The sequence below is a fragment of the Rugamonas rivuli genome (assembly GCF_009380165.1).
Lineage (GTDB): Bacteria > Pseudomonadota > Gammaproteobacteria > Burkholderiales > Burkholderiaceae_D > Rugamonas > Rugamonas rivuli.
Genome location: NZ_WHUF01000002.1, coordinates 296,188 through 312,660, shown reverse-complemented (window position 1 = coordinate 312,660; position 16,473 = coordinate 296,188). Strand labels below are relative to the sequence as shown.

Sequence of the window (16,473 nt, the reverse complement as noted above, 5' to 3'; positions counted from 1 at the left end):
GTGGGTCAGATTCAGTTGCAAATTACTGGGGAAAGTGGGGCAATTTTCGGTGCAAATCAACAGGCTACAGTCCTTACTGTAGTGCAGACGCCCGCCAATTTTCCTAGCCAACGACACTCATGAACGTTATGCGGGGGAGCGTGAAATAAATTATATGCTCAATCCGATAGCTATCGCTGATAATGCGATGGAGCCGGATGCCTGCAACGCAATGAACCCAAGAACGCTTGCGGTCTGAACCAGAGCTTGGGACGATTGTGTCCATACTAGATTTTTGTCGTATGCGGCGTTTACAAATAACGCTTGAGGCTCCATCCGGCGCTCCTCCGAAATATGTTGTGCTTCCGCAGTAAGCTTATGGCCGCCAAGCGTTCGTTTTAACGGTGCCCCACGCTTACTCGATTCCGGGTAAACGAAGGAGTAGCGTGTATTTGTGTATATGCTTATTGTTAGCGACATTATTGTAAATAAACCTGCGAGGGCACCAATAAGTAACATTGTTTCTAGGCCAATTTTTTGGCGTTCTAAAAATAGAATGCCAATAGCTACCGCCGACACAAGACCAGCTACCCGCAGCGTTCCTCCAGGCACAGATTCTTCAGGGGGCATCCACTTTGCCCGGCGGAGCCAAGTTACGCCGATAGCTGATGCAGCAGCCATCAGCGAGGTAGCGGCCCCAACGATATCCTTCAGTTGACCATAGTCAGCACTCATGTCACTCCCGGACTCAGACAGATATATGAATTAAATCTACATCGGGGACAGGCCATAGGGTATCGCCGAAGTTAATGACACCGCCTATATTTGTGCCGAAGAGATATGAACCCCACTCGAGTTCACGCTTAGCAGGGGAGGAAAATCCGAAACCCTGTTTGGTACTGACAAAGTACCCTATCGAGTAGACAATCTCGACGCCCGCAGAATCGGTTGTTACCTCAAATGGGCTATGCGGAGGCTCGCTGTTTCCAATTCCACCAACCGCATGTTTTTCAAGAAGCTCTCCAAGTCTTTCAGCGAATGCCTTGTCTGCCTCCGATGGCGAGATTTCCTGTACTTTAAAGCCAGCGGCGTGCGCGGCTTTCGCCGCTCGATTACCAGCACGACCACTACTAATTTCTGCTCGGTCACCTTTCGGCTTTGCGTCGGTCCCTAAGTCGAGCGGTACTAGATAATATGCTGGCTTCGAGTCTGACGCGTACGGCGTGACTCTGACACACGGCCACGATCGTCCATTGCTTTCAAGCATCTCTCGCTGATGCCGAAAATTGTCGATCACCCGCCCGACGAGGCCTGCAATTGACACCCTCTTCTTTCCGAGCAATAGCTCAGTGGGAATAGGTTCTCCAATGCTGGCAGTCAGTTTTTTAACTTTGGCGGCACCAAGTAATCTGGGCTCTGGAGCAGCCTGCGCCATTACCATCGACATAGTTGACTCCTTTAGAGTTCAATACTTTATTAGTGCATTCACTGCAGTAGCTATTTTTCCGAAACTCCCAGAGCAAGAATAGCATCTTGCCAAAACGAGAAATGCGCGAATTGTCACGCTTTTTCTTGCCCCCCAAGGCATGATTACATGCCACTTTTACGCATGCAGCCGTTTGCGCCCCGTAATTCTGCAATACAGAACAAGAAGGAAAGGGTTTCGGGGCCTTTGGCGGCCATTGCCGCTACTACAATGCGCGCTGATGTAAGCACTTGGGGAAGTTCCTCGGCTACACTTCCTCTGCCCAAGCGACGTCTCTCATTCCGGACACAACCCGGAGACGGACACGTAGAAATGAAAAAGGCCACCCCTAAGGCTGGCCTAACTCATTGATTCTATTGGTCGGGGCGAGAAGATTCGAACTTCCGACCCCTTGCACCCCATGCAAGTACGCTACCAGGCTGCGCTACGCCCCGACGAATTTGGAATTATAGCAGCCGCTTTAAGTATTTGTCATGTTTGCTTTTGACCCGCGTTGCAACCTCCGCCACCCTCGGCAGGAGTAAGATGTGCCTTTCCGCCCGCCATCGAAAACCCGCATGCCCGCCTCCGCCGACCTCGCCGCACTGCAACAAGCCGCCGACCTCGTCCAACAGGCCGATGCCCTGATCGTGGCGGCCGGCGCCGGCATGGGCGTCGATTCCGGCCTGCCCGATTTCCGCAGCAACGACGGCTTCTGGAAGGTCTACCCCGCCCTCGGCCGCGCGCGCATGGAGTTTTCCAGCGTCGCCACACCCTACACCTTCCGCTCCGATCCCACCCTGGCCTGGGGCTTCTACGGCCACCGCCTGCAACTCTACCGCGACACGCCGCCACACACGGGCTTCGCCCTGCTCAAGGCCTGGGGCGACGCGATGGATGCAGGCTACGGCGTCTTCACCAGCAACGTCGACGGCCACTTCCAGCGCGCCGGCTTCGACCCGCAGCGCATCTACGAATGCCACGGCTCCATCCACCACCTGCAATGCATGCAACCCTGCGGCCCCGATATCTGGAGCGCCGACCAGTTCATCCCCGAAGTCGACACCGAAGCCTGCCGCCTGCTGAACGAGCCGCCAACCTGTCCGCACTGCGGCGGCATGGCGCGGCCGAACATCCTGATGTTCGGCGATTGGGGATGGAATGAGCGCCGCGCGGTACTACAGGAAGCCCGCCTGCACGCCGTGCTGCAAAAGGCCGAGCGCCCGCTGGTGATCGAACTGGGCGCAGGCTCGGTGATACCATCGGTGCGCAACTTCGGCCAGCGCGTGGTGATGCACCACAACGGCCGCATGATACGGATTAATCCCCGTGAGCCGAATGTCGCCAACCCGCTCGACGTCGGCCTGGCGATGGGCGCCCTCGCCGCCCTGACCGGGATCGCGGAGCTGCTACCAGCCCGCAGCTAAAATAGCTAAACCGTTTACACCAATTTGACGGCGATACCCGGCAAACCATCAACCTTGCCCACCAGCGTCTGGCCGCGCACCACCGCGCCCACGCCTTCCGGCGTACCGCTGAAAATCAAATCCCCCGGCGCCAGCGCGAACAGCGTGGACAAGTTGGCGATCGTCTCGCTGACAGACCAGATCAGATGCGCAATGGTGGCCGACTGTTTGGTCACGCCATCCACATCCAGCTGGATCGCCGCGTGGCCGATATCGCCCGCTTCGGCCACGCGCTGAATCACGCCCACCGGCGCCGAATAATCGAAGGCCTTGCCGATCTCCCATGGACGGCCGGCGTCGCGCATCTTGAACTGCAGATCGCGCCGCGTCATGTCCAGCCCCACGGCGTAGCCGAAGATGTGCTGGGCCGCGTCTTCCACCGCGATATTGCTGCCGCCCTTGCCGATGGCGACCACCAGCTCGCACTCGTAGTGCAGGTTGGCGGTGGCAGGCGGATACGGCAGGTCCAGCACCTGGCCCGGCGCGACGGCGATCACCGCCTGCGCGTCATTCGGTTTGCAGAAGAAGAACGGCGGCTCGCGATCGGGATCGAAGCCCATCTCGCGCGCGTGCGCCGCGTAGTTGCGGCCGACGCAGTAGACGCGGCGTACAGGGAACAGATCGGCGGTGCCGGCAACCGGCAGGCCGACGATGTCGTGGGCGGGAATTACGTAGGAAGTCATGATGCTCCGATCAGCTGAAACGGCAGATCGGACATGGTACAACAGCCTCCGCCCGCGTGCAGCGGACGGAAACAATACGAGACAAATCAGGTCATCAGCAGCGCGCGCATGGCGACGCGGAAGGCCTCGACCAGGCTGGCGCGGTTCATGTTCGGCCGGTACAGCGCGCGGATCGACAAGCCCTGGAAGTACGAAATCATCGTATCGAGACGGCCATCCAGCAGCACATCGTCCACCGGCAGCTGGCGGCTTTCGCGGCCGCTCTTGACCAGCGCACGCAGTTGCGCGCGCGAGACTTCTTCGTTCTCTCGCAGCTTGGCCGCGATCACCGGATTGCGCGACGCTTCGGCGAACATCTCCAGCGGCACAGTCCACGGCTGCGGGTCGAGCGACTCGTCGATGTGGATGTGCGCATCGTCCAGTATCGCCTCCAGCGGATCCTCCCGCGTCGCCAGGTCGCGCAGCAATCCGGACACGTATTCGGCCTCGCGGTCGACAAAGGCCAGGATGATGGCGTCCTTGCTGTCGAAGTAGTTGTAGATATGGCCTGCGCTCATGCCGGCCTGCTTGGAGATTTCCGACATGCTGGCCCCATGGAAGCCGCTGCGCGCGAAGCACACGGCAGCCGCCTCCAGCACCTGGTTGCGCCGGTTCTGCGCCCGTTCCGGGTCGGTGCGTCGTTTTGCGGTGGGGGCTGTGGTCATGGGGTCTTTCTTGGAAAACGGGCTTGCCTGAGGCGGTACTGTGGCGAAGCGGGCTGCTTTTGTCAATGAACCAACAGTCAAAGGCGGCAGGCGCGCAACAATACGCGCGCGCGCCGCTGCTCTCGGTTTAGCCGCGTTGCGGCGCGACTTCCGGCTGCCAGCCGCCGCCCAGCACCTTGTACAGGGTGACGGCGTTGCTGGATTTGCCCAGCCGCGCCGTGATCAGGCCCTGCTGCGCAGCGTACAGCGCGCGCTGCGACACCAGCGCGTTCAGATAGGAGTCCGCGCCTTTGCGGTAGCGCGCCTCGTGGATGCGGAAGCTCTTCTCGGCCGCATCGACCAGGGCCTGCTGCGCGGCGATGCGCTGGTCCAGCGTGCCGCGCTGGGCCAGTGCGTCGGCCACTTCGCGGAACGCCACCTGGATCGCCTTCTCGTACTGCGCCACCGAGATGTCGCGGTTGGCCTTGGCGATATTCAGGTTGGCGCGATTGACGCCACCGTCGAAGATCGGCAGGTTGATCTGCGGGATAAAACTCCACGTCGACGAACCGGCCTTGAACAATCCGGACAAGGTGCTGCTCGCACTGCCGCCCGACGCCGTCAGCGAGATACTCGGGAAGAAGGCCGCACGCGCCACGCCGATGTTGGCGTTGGCGGCACGCAGCGCGCGCTCCGCTTCCTGCACATCGGGACGGTCTTGCAGCAGGTCGGACGGCAGGCCGGCGGGAATCGCCGCCATCTGCGTCACCGCGCCGGGTTCGCCGGCAGGCAGCAGGTCCGCAGGCACGCTGCCGCCGACCAGCAGCGTCAACGCGTTCTGGTCCAGCGCCACTTGCGCGGTGTAGACCGCCATGTCGCCGCGCGCCGCTTCCACACTGGTCTGCGCTTCATACATATCAACGCCGGAGGTGACGCCGGAATCGAAGCGCTTCTTGCTCAGATCATAGGACGTCTGCTGGCTTTGCAGCGTTTCCGCCGCCAGCTTCAGGCGTTGCTGGTCCGCGATCAGCGTCAGATAGGCGTTGGCCACTTCGGCCACCAGCGTAATCTGCTGCGCGCGGCGCGCTTCCTCGGTGCCGAGGTAGGTCTGCAAGCCGGCCTCCGACAGGTTGCGCACCTTGCCGAAGAAGTCCAGCTCATACGACGCCATCGCCAGGCCGCCGCTGTACTGGCGGTTGATGGCCGCCTCGCCGGTGCCGGTCATGTTGGACGGCGTGCGCGACGCATTCTGGCTGACGTTGGCCGACAGCTTGGGCAGCAGCGCCGCGCTGTCGATGTTGTACTGCGCCTTGGCCTTCTCGATGTTGAGCACCGAGACGCGCAGATCGCGGTTGTTGGCCAGCGCCAGCGCGATCACTTTGCGCAGGCGTTCGTCGGCAAAGTATTCGCGCCACTGGATTTCGGATACCGGCTTGGCATCGGCCGCCGCAGCAGGCACGCCTTTGTAGGCGTCACCGGCCGGCCATGCTTGCGCCACCGGTTGCACCGGGCGTTCATACACCGGCGCCAGGCTGCAACCGGCCAGCATCGCCAGCGCCGCCATCGTGAGTAAGGATTTTTTCATGATTAATGCGCCTCCACAGCAGCAGCTGGAGCGGCGGCCTTTTTACTAAAGAAACCGCGTACCAGCACAAAGAACACCGGCACAAAGAAGATGCCCAGGAAGGTAGCCGACAGCATCCCGCCCAACACGCCGACGCCGATCGCATTCTGGCTGCCGGAACCGGCGCCACTGCTGATCGCCAGCGGCAGCACGCCGAGGCCGAAGGCGATGGACGTCATCAGGATAGGCCGCAAGCGCAGACGCACGGCCTGCAAGGTCGCCTGCTTCAGCTCTACGCCCTGCTCCTGCAGCTCCTTCGCGAACTCCACGATCAGGATCGCGTTCTTCGCCGCCAGCCCCACCACGGTCAGCAAGCCGACCTGGAAGTACACGTCGTTCGACAGCTTGAACACAAACGTCGCCAGCACTGTGCCGATCACACCCAGCGGCACCACCAGCAGCACCGAGAACGGAATCGACCAGCTTTCATACAGCGCAGCCAGGCACAGGAACACGATCAGGATCGAGATCGCATACAGCTGCGTGGTCTGCGAGCCGGAGTCGCGTTCTTCCGTCGACAGGCCGGTCCATTCGAAGCCGATACCAGGCGGCAGCTGGGCCGCCATCTTTTCGATCTCCGCCATCGCGGCGCCCGAGCTCTGGCCCGGCGCAGGCATGCCGAGAATCTCGGTGGACGGCAAGCCGTTGTAACGCTCCAGACGCGGCGACGCAAACACCCACTTGCCGCTCGAGAAGGCCGAGAAAGGCACCATCTCGCCATCCGCATTGCGGACAAACCATTTGCCCAGGTCTTCCGGCGACATGCGCGAATCGGGCTGGCCCTGCATGTACACCTTCTTCACGCGGCCACGGTCGACGAAGTCGTTGACGTAGGCGCTACCCCATGCGGTGCTCAGCACCTTGTTCACATCGGCGATGGACAGGCCGAGGGCCGTGGCCTTCTGCTGGTCGACGGTGATCTTGTACTGCGGCGTGTCTTCCTGTCCGTTCGGACGCACAGCCATCAACACCGGATTTTTCGACGCCATGCCCAGCATCTGGTTACGCGCAGCCATCAGCGCATCGTGGCCGACGCCACCCTGGTCCTGCAGCTGCAAATCGAAACCGCTGGCGTTACCCAGTTCCAGCACCGCAGGCGGCGCGAAGGCGAACACCATCGCATCCTTGATCTGCGAGAAGCTGCCCATGGCGCGGCCGACAATCGCGTTCACGCGCTGGCCGGCGCTCTTGCGCTCCGCCCAGTCCTTCATGCGGACGAAGGCGATACCGGTGTTCTGGCCGTTGCCGCTGAAGCTGAAGCCAGCCACCGCAAACACCGACGCTACCGAATCCTTCTCCTCGTTCAGGAAGTGCTGCTCGACTTTCTCAATCACCTTCAGCGTGCGCTGTTGCGTCGCGCCGGTCGGCAACTGGATTTGCGAGAACAGCACGCCCTGGTCTTCTTCCGGCAGGAAGGAAGTCGGCAGGCGCACGAACACGAAGGCCAGCACGCCAAGCAGCAGCGCGTACATCAGCAGCGAACGTCCGCTGCGGTTCAGCAGTGCGCCGACCCAGCCCTGGTACTTCACGCTGCTGCGCTCGAAGCTGCGGTTGAACCAGCCGAAGAAGCCGGTGTTGATCGCCGTATGGCCCTTGGCCACAGGCTTGAGCAGCGTCGCGCACAAGGCCGGCGTAAAGACCATCGCCACCACCACCGACAGCACCATCGCCGAAACGATGGTGATTGAGAACTGGCGGTAGATCACGCCGGTGGAACCGCTGAAGAAGGCCATCGGCACGAACACCGCCGACAGCACCATCGCGATACCCACCAGCGCGCCGCTGATCTGGCCCATCGATTTGCGCGTCGCTTCGATAGGCGACAAGCCCTCTTCCGTCATCACGCGTTCGACGTTTTCCACCACCACGATGGCGTCATCCACCAGCAGGCCAATCGCCAGCACTACCGCGAACATGGTCAGCGTGTTAATCGAATAGCCCAGCGCCGACAGGATGGCGAAGGTACCCAGCAGCACAACCGGGACCGCCATCGTCGGGATCAGCGTGGCGCGGAAGTTCTGCAGGAACAGGTACATCACCAGGAACACCAGGATCACCGCTTCCACCAGCGTCTTGACCACTTCCTCGATCGACAGCTTGACGAACGGCGTGGTGTCGAAAGCCACGACGGCCTTCATCCCGTTCGGGAACTGCTTCTCCATCAATGCGATCTTGGCCTTGACGGCGTTGGCGGTTTCCAGCGCGTTGGCGCCGGTGGCCAGCTTGATCGCGACACCGGTGGCCGGCTTGCCGTTGTAGCGCGCCAGTACATTGTAGTTCTCGCTGCCCAGCTCCATGCGGGCCACGTCGCGCAGGCGTACGGTGGCGCCGTTGGACGCGGTCTTCAGCAGGATCGCGCCGAACTGCTCGGGCGTCTGCAGGCGGCTCTGCGCCGATACGGTGGCGTTGAGCTGCTGGCCCGGCACGGCCGGTGCGCCGCCCAGCTCACCGGCGGATACCTCGGTGTTCTGCGCGGTGATCGCGGCGGTCACGTCCGCCGGCGTCAACTGGTAGCTTTGCAGCTTGGCCGGATCGAGCCAGATGCGCATCGCATACTGGGCACCGAACAGCGTCACATCGCCCACACCTTGCACGCGGCTCAGCGGGTCGATGACGTTGGCAGCCACGTAGTCGCCCAGGTCGGCCTGCTTCATGCTGCCGTCTTCGGAGACGAAGCCCAGCACCATCAGGAAGTTCTTGGTAGCCTTGGCCACGACCAGGCCTTGCTGTGTGACGATGGCCGGCAGCAGCGGCGTCGCCAGTTGCAGCTTGTTCTGCACCTGCACCTGGGCGATGTCCGGGTTGGTGCCGCTCTTGAAGGTCAACGTGATGCTGATGCCGCCAGTGCCGTCGCTCGACGAGGACATGTAGCGCAAGCCATCGATGCCCTTCATCTTCTGTTCGATGACCTGGGTGACGGCGTCTTCCACCGTCTTGGCGGAGGCGCCCGGGTAGGAGCCGCTGATCGAAATCGACGGCGGCGCAATGCTTGGATACTGCGATATCGGCAGGCCGAGAATCGCGATCACGCCCGCAAGCATGATGACGATGGCGACGACCCACGCGAAGATCGGGCGATCAATAAAGAAACGTGACATGACGATGCTCCTTTATTGGGCGCTCTTGGCGTTGGACGGCATGGCGCCGCCAGCGACGGCAGCCGGCGCCGCGACAGGCTTGGCGGCGTTGGCCGGTGCACCCGGTTTGACCTTCTGCACACCTTCGACGATCAACAGATCGCCCGCGCTCAGGCCGGACTTGACCAGCCACTTGTTACCAAGCGTGCCGCCCGTGACCAGCGTGCGCTGTTCGACCTTGCCTTCCTTGTTCAGCACCAGCGCGGTCGCCTCGCCTTTCGGGTTGCGCGTCACGCCCTGCTGCGGCACGGCGATGGCCTGCTCGTTGACGCCGGATTCCAGCACCGCGCGCACGAACATACCTGGCAGCAGATCGTGCTTGGGATTCGGGAACAGCGCGCGCAGCGTGACGTTGCCGGTGCCCGGATCGACCGTCACGTCGGAGAACTGCAGCTTGCCGCTTTCCGCGTACTTGCTGCCGTCCGACAGCAGCAGCGTGACCTTGGCCTGGCCGCCGGACTGCTTCAAGCCGCCGCTTTCCATCTCGCGCTTGAGGCGCAGCAGGTCTTCGCTCGACTGCGTCACGTCGACGTAGATCGGGTCCAGCTGCTGCACGGTGGTCAGCGCGGCGGCCTGGTTGGCCGTCACCAGCGCGCCCGGCGTCACGGCCGAACGGCTGATGCGGCCACTGATCGGCGCATCGACATGCGTGTATTTCAGGTTGATCGACGCCTGCTCCAGCGCGGCGGCGGCCGATTCCACATCGGCCTTGGCCTGCTCGTTGGCGGCGACGGCGTCGTCGTAGTCCTGGCGGCTCACGCCTTCAATCGCCACCAGATCCTTGTAGCGGGCCACTTTCGGGCCGCTGGTCATCAGGTTGGCCCTGGCCTTGGCCAGTGCCGCCTTGGCCGAGTTGTAGGCAGCCTGGTAGCTGGCCGCGTCGATCTGGTACAGCGCGACGCCGGCCTTGACGTCGGCGCCTTCGACAAACAGGCGTTTTTGAATCAGACCGCTGACCTGCGGGCGCACTTCGGCCACCTGGAAGGCGGCGGTGCGGCCCGGCAGTTCGGTCGTGATCTGCAGCGCTTCCGGCGCCACTTTAAAAACGCCCACTTCCGCCACCTGCGCATGAGGTGCTTCGGCCGTGGATTTGGAGCAACCGGCAATCAGCACGGTTGCGGTGATCAGGGCAGCTGTCCTGCAGAAAAGAGCTTCCATAGTGGGACTTTCTGTATAAAAAATGTGCATAAGTCATAGAATGAACGATCATTCTAATTAAGTCAAGCAACTTTTTTGTGCAGTGCAAGGCAGAACGTGGCTCTCAGCAATGAATTTCTCGGGGTGGCAGAGGCGCGCGCCATGGCCGGTGCTACAATGAATTAATTACTTCAGGACATCATTTTTTCGGCCCGCGCTCATGATTTCGCCGCACTCCAAAAGCACGGCACGGCCTCGCCTCACCACGCTGGTGACGGTGGGCGTCGCTGCGACGGTGCTGATGTCGGTGTTGTCGCTGCTGGTGCTGGTCGATCACTTCGCCATCGACTACGCCGAGCGCGAAGCGGGCCAGCGGCTGCAGCAGCTGTCGTGGCAGATGCGCGATTCGCTCAACCGCGTGGTGCAGAAGGCCACCGGCGACGTCCAGCTGCTGACCGAGCTGCCGCAGATCCGCGACGCCAAGTCCCCCGCCGAAATCCGCCAGGTGCTCGAAAGCCTGCAAAAAACCTTCCCCGACTACGCCTGGATCGGCCTCGCCAATCCGGACGGCAGCGTCTACGCCGCCACCCAGGGCCTGCTCGAAGGCCAGGACGTCAGCACGCGCGCCTGGTTCAAGGGCGGCCACGACAAGCTGTACGCCGGCGACTTCCACCCCGCCACCTTGCTCGGCAAGAAGCTGCCCTACAGCGCCGACCCGTGGCGCTTCGTCGACGCGGCCGGCCCGGTGCTGCGTTCGGACGGCAGCTATCGCGGCGTGCTGTGCGTGCACATGAGCTGGGGCTGGGCGCGGCGCCTGGTGCAGACCATCCTGGCGCCGGCCGACAAGCAGTACTCGGCCGACATCATCGTGGTGCGCGGCGACGGCACCGTGATGCTGGGTCCCAAGGGCATGGAAGAGAAAACCCTCAACAACACCAGCCTGGCGCTGTCGCAGTCGGGCGTGCCGGGATCGCTGAAGGAAACCTGGGCCGACGGACTAAGCTACCTGACCGGCTTCTCGCGCACCGGCCATCCCAACGATCCCGCCACGCTGACCTGGTCGGTGCTGGTGCGCCAGTCGGAAGACGTGGCGCTGGCCGGCGCGCGCGCGCTGGAGCGCCAGATCCTGCTGCTGGGCGCCATCCTCGGCGGCGCCATGGCGCTGGCCGCGTCGGCGGCGGCGCGGCGCCTGACGCGCCCACTCAATGCGCTCAGCAAGAACATCGAGGAACGCTCCGCCGCCCCGGCCGATACCCCACCGGAATCGCTGCCGGCGATCCCGCTGGTCGACAGCTTCCACGAGGCGCAGGTGCTGTCGCGCGCGCTGGCCGACCTGGTACGCAACGAGCAAAGCCACCTGTCCACGCTGCGCGGCATGAACGAGCAGCTGGAATCGACGGTGGCCGAGCGCACCCGCGAAATCGCCCGCAAGGCGCTGCTGCTGGAACGCGCGCTGGCGCAGGAACAAAGCACGCAGCTGCTGTTGCAGGAACGCGCCGCCGAACTGCGGGCCATCCTCGACAACGCCCACGACGCCTTCATCGCCCTCGATCCGGGCGGCGTGGTGCTGGACTGGAACCGCCAGGCCGAGAAGCTGATGGGCTGGAGCCGCGCCGAAGTGATCGGCCAGCCGCTGGCGGCCATGGTGCTGCCGCCGCTGCTGCGCCGCGCCTACGAGCGCGACATGCGCCAGCTGGCCGACAGCGACACCGACACGGTGCTCAACCGCCGCATCGAACTGACGCTGCACAACCGCGCCGGCAAGGAGCTGCCGGTGGAAGTGTCGCTGGCCTATGTGCCGCGCAGCAGCGGCCATCTGTTCATCGCCTTCCTGCACGATATCAGCGAGCGCAAGTCGCTGTTCGCCTCGATGGAGGCGATGGCGCTGCGCGACACGCTGACCGGCCTGCCCAACCGCCGCGCGCTGATGGCCGCGCTGACCGAAGCGATCCAGCGCGCCAACCGCCTGCGCCAGAGCTGCGCCGTGTTCTTCCTCGACCTCGACCGCTTCAAGCAGATCAACGACCGCTACGGCCACGAGGAAGGCGACGAGCTGCTGCGCCAGTTCGCCGACCGCGTGCGGCACATCGTGCGCAAGACCGATACCGTGGGCCGGCTGGCCGGCGACGAATTCGTCGTCATCCTGGAGAACCTGCACAGCGACGCCGCCGCCCAGGAAACCGCGGACAAGCTGCACCCCGCGCTGCAGTTGCCGTTCACGCTGAAGACCGCCACCGTCTCGCTGAGCGCAAGCATCGGCATCGCCATCCACCACCCGGACGACCCGCAGGATATCGAAATGCTGCTCGGCCGCGCCGACCGCGCCATGTACCTCAACAAGCAGCAAAGCCTGCAGCAAAGGGCGCGGCGCTGACCCGTCGCCGCTGCGAGACCGCTATGTACGCCAGCGTACGCACGCTTGCTATCGAAAATCCCGTCCGTCCCGATTCAGGTAGTATCAGCTGAAAACAAGCCGTGCCATCCGGCCTGCGGCGCCTACTTTTCGGATCGCGGACATGCAAACCCAGAACAGCGTCACCAACCTCTTTCTCTCGTCCGGCGTGCCGGGGCTGGATGAAGTCCTGGCCGGCGGACTGACCCGCGACCGCCTGTACCTGGTCGAGGGCGAACCGGGCACCGGCAAGACCACGCTGGCGCTGCAGTTCCTCAACGAGGGCGCGCGCCTGGGCGAATCGGTGCTGTACATCACGCTGGCCGAAACCGCCGTCGAACTGCTCAGCGTCGCCAACTCGCACGGCTGGAGCATGGAAGGCATCCACATCGAAGAGATCCTGCCGAACGAGGACGTGCTCGATCCCGAGCAGCAGTACACCATCTTCCACCCGTCCGAGATCGAACTGGGCTCCACCACCCAGCGCATCGTCAGCGCCATCGACAAGTACAAGCCGCGCCGCGTGGTGCTCGATTCGCTGTCCGAGCTGCAGCTGCTGGCGGAGAGCCCGCTGCGCTACCGCCGCCAGGTGCTCGCGCTCAAACAGTATCTGACCAGCCGCAGCTGCACCACCATCTTCCTCGACGACCGCACCGCCCTGAGCACCGACCTGCAGGTACGCAGCGTGGCGCACGCGGTGCTGACACTGGACCTGGCCGACCAGGCCTACGGCACCGACCGGCGCCGCCTGCGCGTGGTCAAGTACCGCGGCATCGCCTTCCACGGCGGCGCCCACGACTACAAGATCATCAGCGGCGGGCTGCAGATCTACCCGCGGCTGGTGGCGGCCACCAGCCGCGTGAGCGGCGCGCGGCGCCAGTTGTCGAGCGGCCTGCCGGCGCTGGACCAGCAGATCGGCGGCGGCCTCGAAGAAGGCATGAGCACCCTGATCTCCGGCCCGCCCGGCACCGGCAAGTCGACGCTGGCGGCGCAGTTCGTCCACGCCGCCACCCAGCGCGGCGAGCCGTGCGCGATGTTCCTGTTCGAGGAGGCGCGCAACAATATGCTGAACCGCGCGGCCGGCCTGGGCCTGCGGCTCAACGAGGCGATCGACCGCCAGCTGCTGACGATACAGCAGATCGACCCGGCCGAGCTGGCGCCGGGCCAGTTCTCGCACGCGGTGATGCAGGCGGTGGAGCGCGGCGCGCGCGTGGTGGTCATCGATAGCCTGAACGGCTACCTGAACGCGGTGCCGGACGAACGCTTCCTCTCCATCTACCTGCACGAGCTGCTGACCTACCTGGGCCAGCGCGGCGTGGTCAGCATCATCGTCGGCGTCCAGCAGGGCATGATAGGCAGCGGCATGACCACCACCGTCGACGCCAGCTACATCGCCGACAACGTCATCATGCTGCGCTACTTCGAGGCGCAGGGCGAGGTGCGGCAGGCGATCTCCGTGTTCAAGAAGCGCGGCAGCTCGCACGAGCGCACCATCCGCCGCTTCCAGATCGGCAGCGGCGGCATCGAAGTCGGCCCGGTGCTGAAGGACTTCCACGGCATCCTGACCGGCGTGCCCACCTACGACGGGCCGGGCGGCGGCCGGGCGGCCGGTTGAACGCGATGGAGACGCGCATCCTGATCTACGCCCCGATCGGCCAGGACGCCCCGCTGGCGGCCAAGGTGCTGGCGATGGCGGCGATCGACAGCCATGTGTGCCGCTCGCTGGCCGAGCTGGCGGCGCAGCTGGAGCTGGGCGCGGGCGCCGTGCTGACGGTGGAGGAAGCGCTGGCGCCGGGCGGCTACAAGCTGCTGCTCGAATGCGTCGAGCGCCAGCCCGACTGGTCGGACCTGCCCATCATCCTGCTGACCCATCGCGGCGCCGATTCGTCGACGGTGCGCCAGGCCGTGGCCGGTCTGGGCAACCTGAGCCTGATGGAGCGGCCGGTGCGCTCGCTGGCCCTGATCACCGCGCTGCACGCCACGCTGCGCGCGCGCAAAAAACAGTACCAGGTGCGCGAGGCGGCGCGGCGCAAGGACGAATTCCTCGCCAGCCTGGGGCACGAGCTGCGCAATCCGCTGGCGCCGATCCGCACCTCGGTCTCGCTGCTGACGCATATGTATCCCGACGCGGCGCCGGTGGCGCGCATCCGCGACATGGTGGAGCGCCAGGTGCGGCTGTTGACGCGACTGGTGGACGACCTGCTGGACGTGGCCCGCATCACCAGCGGCAAGATCAAGCTGCAACCGCAGCTGGTCTCGCTGAGCGCGGTGATGAACCACGTCAGCGAGCTTTGCCTGCAAGCGGCCAACGCCAAGCGCATCCACATCGCCTGGCAGCTGCCGGCGGAAGAGATCATGATCGACGCCGACTATGCGCGCGTGGTGCAGATCTTCGCCAACATCCTGTCGAACGCGGTCAAGTTCACGCCGCAGGGCGGCAACGTGGTGGTGCGGGCGGAGCGCAGCGGCGACGAGTTGCGGGTGACGCTGCGCGACAGCGGCATAGGGCTGGAGGCGGAGGCGATCGCCCGCATCTTCCGCATGTTCGAGCAAAGCAAGACCGTCTCCGGCCAGTTCTCCAGCGGCCTGGGGATAGGCCTTAGCCTGGCCCGCCAGTTCGCCGAGATGCACGGCGGCTCGGTGGAGGCGCGCAGCGAAGGCCCCGGGCGCGGCAGCGAATTCGAGATCCGCCTGCCGGTGGTCAGCAGCGCGGCGCGCGAGGCGGCGCCGCAGCCGGCCGCCAACGGCGCCGACGGCCGCAAGATGCAGGTGCTGGTGGTGGACGACAACCGCGACGCCGCCGATTCGCTGGCGGCGCTGCTGGAGATCGACGGCTTCGACGCGCGCGCCGTGTACGACGGCGCCGGCGCCATCGCGGCGACGGCCGAGGCGATGCCGGACATGATCGTCATGGACCTCGGCATGCCCGGCATGGACGGCTACGAAACCGCGCGGGCGATACGCCAGCGTCCCGGCACGGAGCGTATCCTGATGATCGCGCTGACCGGCTGGGGCCAGAGCGACGCCCGCCGCCGCACCGGCGAGGCGGGCTTCGACCATCACCTGGTCAAGCCGGTGGAGCTGGAGCAGATCATCCGCCTGGCCGGCGCGCGGCAGAACCGCGAGCAGGTGCAGGCGGCGCGCTGACGGCGTCTGTCAGAGCGGCTTGATGTTGATGGTGGCGCCTTGCAGGTAAAGGGCGTTGGTGCCTTCGAAGCCGGAATCGGTGCCCAGCATGACCCAGATGCGGCCGTCCTTGTCGGCTGTCACCTCGATCGCCTCGCTCGACTTGCGCGTGGTGCTGGCCCACTTGCCGCCGGAGCAGCTCAGCCCTTCGACGCCCTGCGTGCCCAGCACCTTGCCCTGCGGGCCGGAGGCGGCCTGGTTGCCGCGGTCGACGTTCACGCGATAGTTGCCGTTCGGCTGCTGCACGGTCTTGATGTAGTCGTAGCTGGCCGCCGCCACCATCCACACGCTCTCGCCGCGCGAGCCGCCCACGCCCATGCAGCCGGTGGCCGCATCGGTCGCGTAGCGCATCTCGAAGGTGACGAGATACTTGGCGTGCTTGACGAAGCCGTCCAGCTGGCGCCTGGCGTAGGTCAGCACGTCGTCGCTGTTGTTATGCGAAGCCAGGTAGTAGCCCTTGCCGGTCAAGGGCGCCGGCAAATCCTTCCAGCCCGACGCCACTTCGGTCGGCCGGTCCTGGTCGTTGTAGTCGGCGACGTCGCTGGTCCAGCCGTCGATGCCGTTATTGAAGTCGACCGTCACCGTCGACGCCACCGGCGTCCCGTAGTCCGGCAACTTGATCGGGTTGGGCAAGAAGTCTCCACCGCCGCAGCCGGCCAGCGTGAAGGCGCCGGCGACAGCCAGTGCGGTGATGAGTTTTTTTTGTACGTACATTGGTTCT

General features: G+C 64.3%; 12 protein-coding genes and 1 tRNA gene. 4 read left to right on the top strand and 9 right to left on the bottom strand.

From position 1 onward, the window contains the following. Positions 1-150: 150 nt before the first annotated feature. The 3 genes from GEV01_RS06615 to GEV01_RS06605 all read right to left on the bottom strand — a co-directional run bounded on the left by GEV01_RS06615 (position 151) and on the right by GEV01_RS06605 (position 1,899). Positions 151-714 carry a hypothetical protein gene (locus GEV01_RS06615; RefSeq protein WP_152802787.1) on the bottom strand — a complete coding sequence of 188 codons (564 nt, stop codon included), beginning with the start codon at positions 712-714 and terminating at the stop codon, positions 151-153. 13 nt (positions 715-727) lie between these two features. Next, positions 728-1,426, bottom strand: coding sequence for a hypothetical protein (locus GEV01_RS06610; protein ID WP_152802785.1), 699 nt, complete (start codon positions 1,424-1,426; stop codon positions 728-730). Between the two features lie 396 nt (positions 1,427-1,822). Continuing rightward, positions 1,823-1,899: transfer RNA gene (locus tag GEV01_RS06605), tRNA-Pro, on the bottom strand. Positions 1,900-2,022: 123 nt separating this feature from the next. On the opposite strand from GEV01_RS06605, the gene GEV01_RS06600 reads away from it, so the two are divergent. Continuing rightward, complete coding sequence (locus tag GEV01_RS06600; RefSeq protein WP_152803977.1) at positions 2,023-2,871, top strand: SIR2 family NAD-dependent protein deacylase; 849 nt, start codon at positions 2,023-2,025, stop codon at positions 2,869-2,871. Between the two features lie 14 nt (positions 2,872-2,885). On the opposite strand, the gene GEV01_RS06595 is transcribed toward GEV01_RS06600, so the two are convergent. From GEV01_RS06595 to GEV01_RS06575, 5 genes are all read right to left on the bottom strand, one after another. Then, entirely contained in the window at positions 2,886-3,593 is a 708-nt protein-coding gene (locus tag GEV01_RS06595; RefSeq protein ID WP_152802783.1) for a fumarylacetoacetate hydrolase family protein, read from the bottom strand. 86 nt (positions 3,594-3,679) lie between these two features. Next, positions 3,680-4,297: a TetR/AcrR family transcriptional regulator gene (locus GEV01_RS06590; RefSeq protein WP_152802781.1), complete on the bottom strand. Its 618-nt coding sequence runs from the start codon at positions 4,295-4,297 to the stop codon at positions 3,680-3,682. A gap of 127 nt (positions 4,298-4,424) precedes the next feature. After that, positions 4,425-5,861: an efflux transporter outer membrane subunit gene (locus tag GEV01_RS06585; RefSeq protein ID WP_152802779.1), complete on the bottom strand. Its 1,437-nt coding sequence runs from the start codon at positions 5,859-5,861 to the stop codon at positions 4,425-4,427. Between the two features lie 2 nt (positions 5,862-5,863). Continuing rightward, complete coding sequence (locus GEV01_RS06580) at positions 5,864-8,998, bottom strand: efflux RND transporter permease subunit (RefSeq protein WP_152802777.1); 3,135 nt, start codon at positions 8,996-8,998, stop codon at positions 5,864-5,866. Between the two features lie 12 nt (positions 8,999-9,010). Continuing rightward, positions 9,011-10,195, bottom strand: a complete 1,185-nt coding sequence (locus GEV01_RS06575; protein WP_152802775.1) for an efflux RND transporter periplasmic adaptor subunit — start codon at positions 10,193-10,195, stop codon at positions 9,011-9,013. A 199-nt stretch (positions 10,196-10,394) separates the two neighbouring features. On the opposite strand from GEV01_RS06575, the gene GEV01_RS06570 reads away from it, so the two are divergent. From GEV01_RS06570 to GEV01_RS06560, 3 genes are all read left to right on the top strand, one after another. Further along, the gene (locus GEV01_RS06570) at positions 10,395-12,548 is read left to right on the top strand and encodes a diguanylate cyclase domain-containing protein (RefSeq protein ID WP_152802773.1); all 2,154 of its coding nucleotides are present in this window, start codon (positions 10,395-10,397) and stop codon (positions 12,546-12,548) included. Between the two features lie 142 nt (positions 12,549-12,690). Next, entirely contained in the window at positions 12,691-14,181 is a 1,491-nt protein-coding gene (locus GEV01_RS06565; RefSeq protein WP_152802771.1) for an ATPase domain-containing protein, read from the top strand. A gap of 5 nt (positions 14,182-14,186) precedes the next feature. Further along, positions 14,187-15,713, top strand: a complete 1,527-nt coding sequence (locus GEV01_RS06560) for a hybrid sensor histidine kinase/response regulator (protein WP_152802769.1) — start codon at positions 14,187-14,189, stop codon at positions 15,711-15,713. Between the two features lie 9 nt (positions 15,714-15,722). On the opposite strand, the gene GEV01_RS06555 is transcribed toward GEV01_RS06560, so the two are convergent. Further along, a complete protein-coding gene (locus GEV01_RS06555; RefSeq protein WP_175022966.1) occupies positions 15,723-16,466 on the bottom strand; it encodes a hypothetical protein in 744 nt (247 codons plus the stop codon). Positions 16,467-16,473: the final 7 nt, after the last annotated feature.

Excerpts from the sequence above, each read along its gene's own strand:
- GEV01_RS06615 (WP_152802787.1), bottom strand. The coding sequence starts at position 714 with ATGAGTGCTGACTATGGTCAACTGAAGGATATCGTTGGGGCCGCTACC.
- GEV01_RS06610 (WP_152802785.1), bottom strand. The coding sequence starts at position 1,426 with ATGTCGATGGTAATGGCGCAGGCTGCTCCAGAGCCCAGATTACTTGGT.
- GEV01_RS06600 (WP_152803977.1), top strand. The coding sequence starts at position 2,023 with ATGCCCGCCTCCGCCGACCTCGCCGCACTGCAACAAGCCGCCGACCTC.
- GEV01_RS06595 (WP_152802783.1), bottom strand. The coding sequence starts at position 3,593 with ATGACTTCCTACGTAATTCCCGCCCACGACATCGTCGGCCTGCCGGTT.
- GEV01_RS06590 (WP_152802781.1), bottom strand. The coding sequence starts at position 4,297 with ATGACCACAGCCCCCACCGCAAAACGACGCACCGACCCGGAACGGGCG.
- GEV01_RS06585 (WP_152802779.1), bottom strand. The coding sequence starts at position 5,861 with ATGAAAAAATCCTTACTCACGATGGCGGCGCTGGCGATGCTGGCCGGT.
- GEV01_RS06580 (WP_152802777.1), bottom strand. The coding sequence starts at position 8,998 with ATGTCACGTTTCTTTATTGATCGCCCGATCTTCGCGTGGGTCGTCGCC.
- GEV01_RS06575 (WP_152802775.1), bottom strand. The coding sequence starts at position 10,195 with ATGGAAGCTCTTTTCTGCAGGACAGCTGCCCTGATCACCGCAACCGTG.
- GEV01_RS06570 (WP_152802773.1), top strand. The coding sequence starts at position 10,395 with ATGATTTCGCCGCACTCCAAAAGCACGGCACGGCCTCGCCTCACCACG.
- GEV01_RS06565 (WP_152802771.1), top strand. The coding sequence starts at position 12,691 with ATGCAAACCCAGAACAGCGTCACCAACCTCTTTCTCTCGTCCGGCGTG.
- GEV01_RS06560 (WP_152802769.1), top strand. The coding sequence starts at position 14,187 with ATGGAGACGCGCATCCTGATCTACGCCCCGATCGGCCAGGACGCCCCG.
- GEV01_RS06555 (WP_175022966.1), bottom strand. The coding sequence starts at position 16,466 with ATGTACGTACAAAAAAAACTCATCACCGCACTGGCTGTCGCCGGCGCC.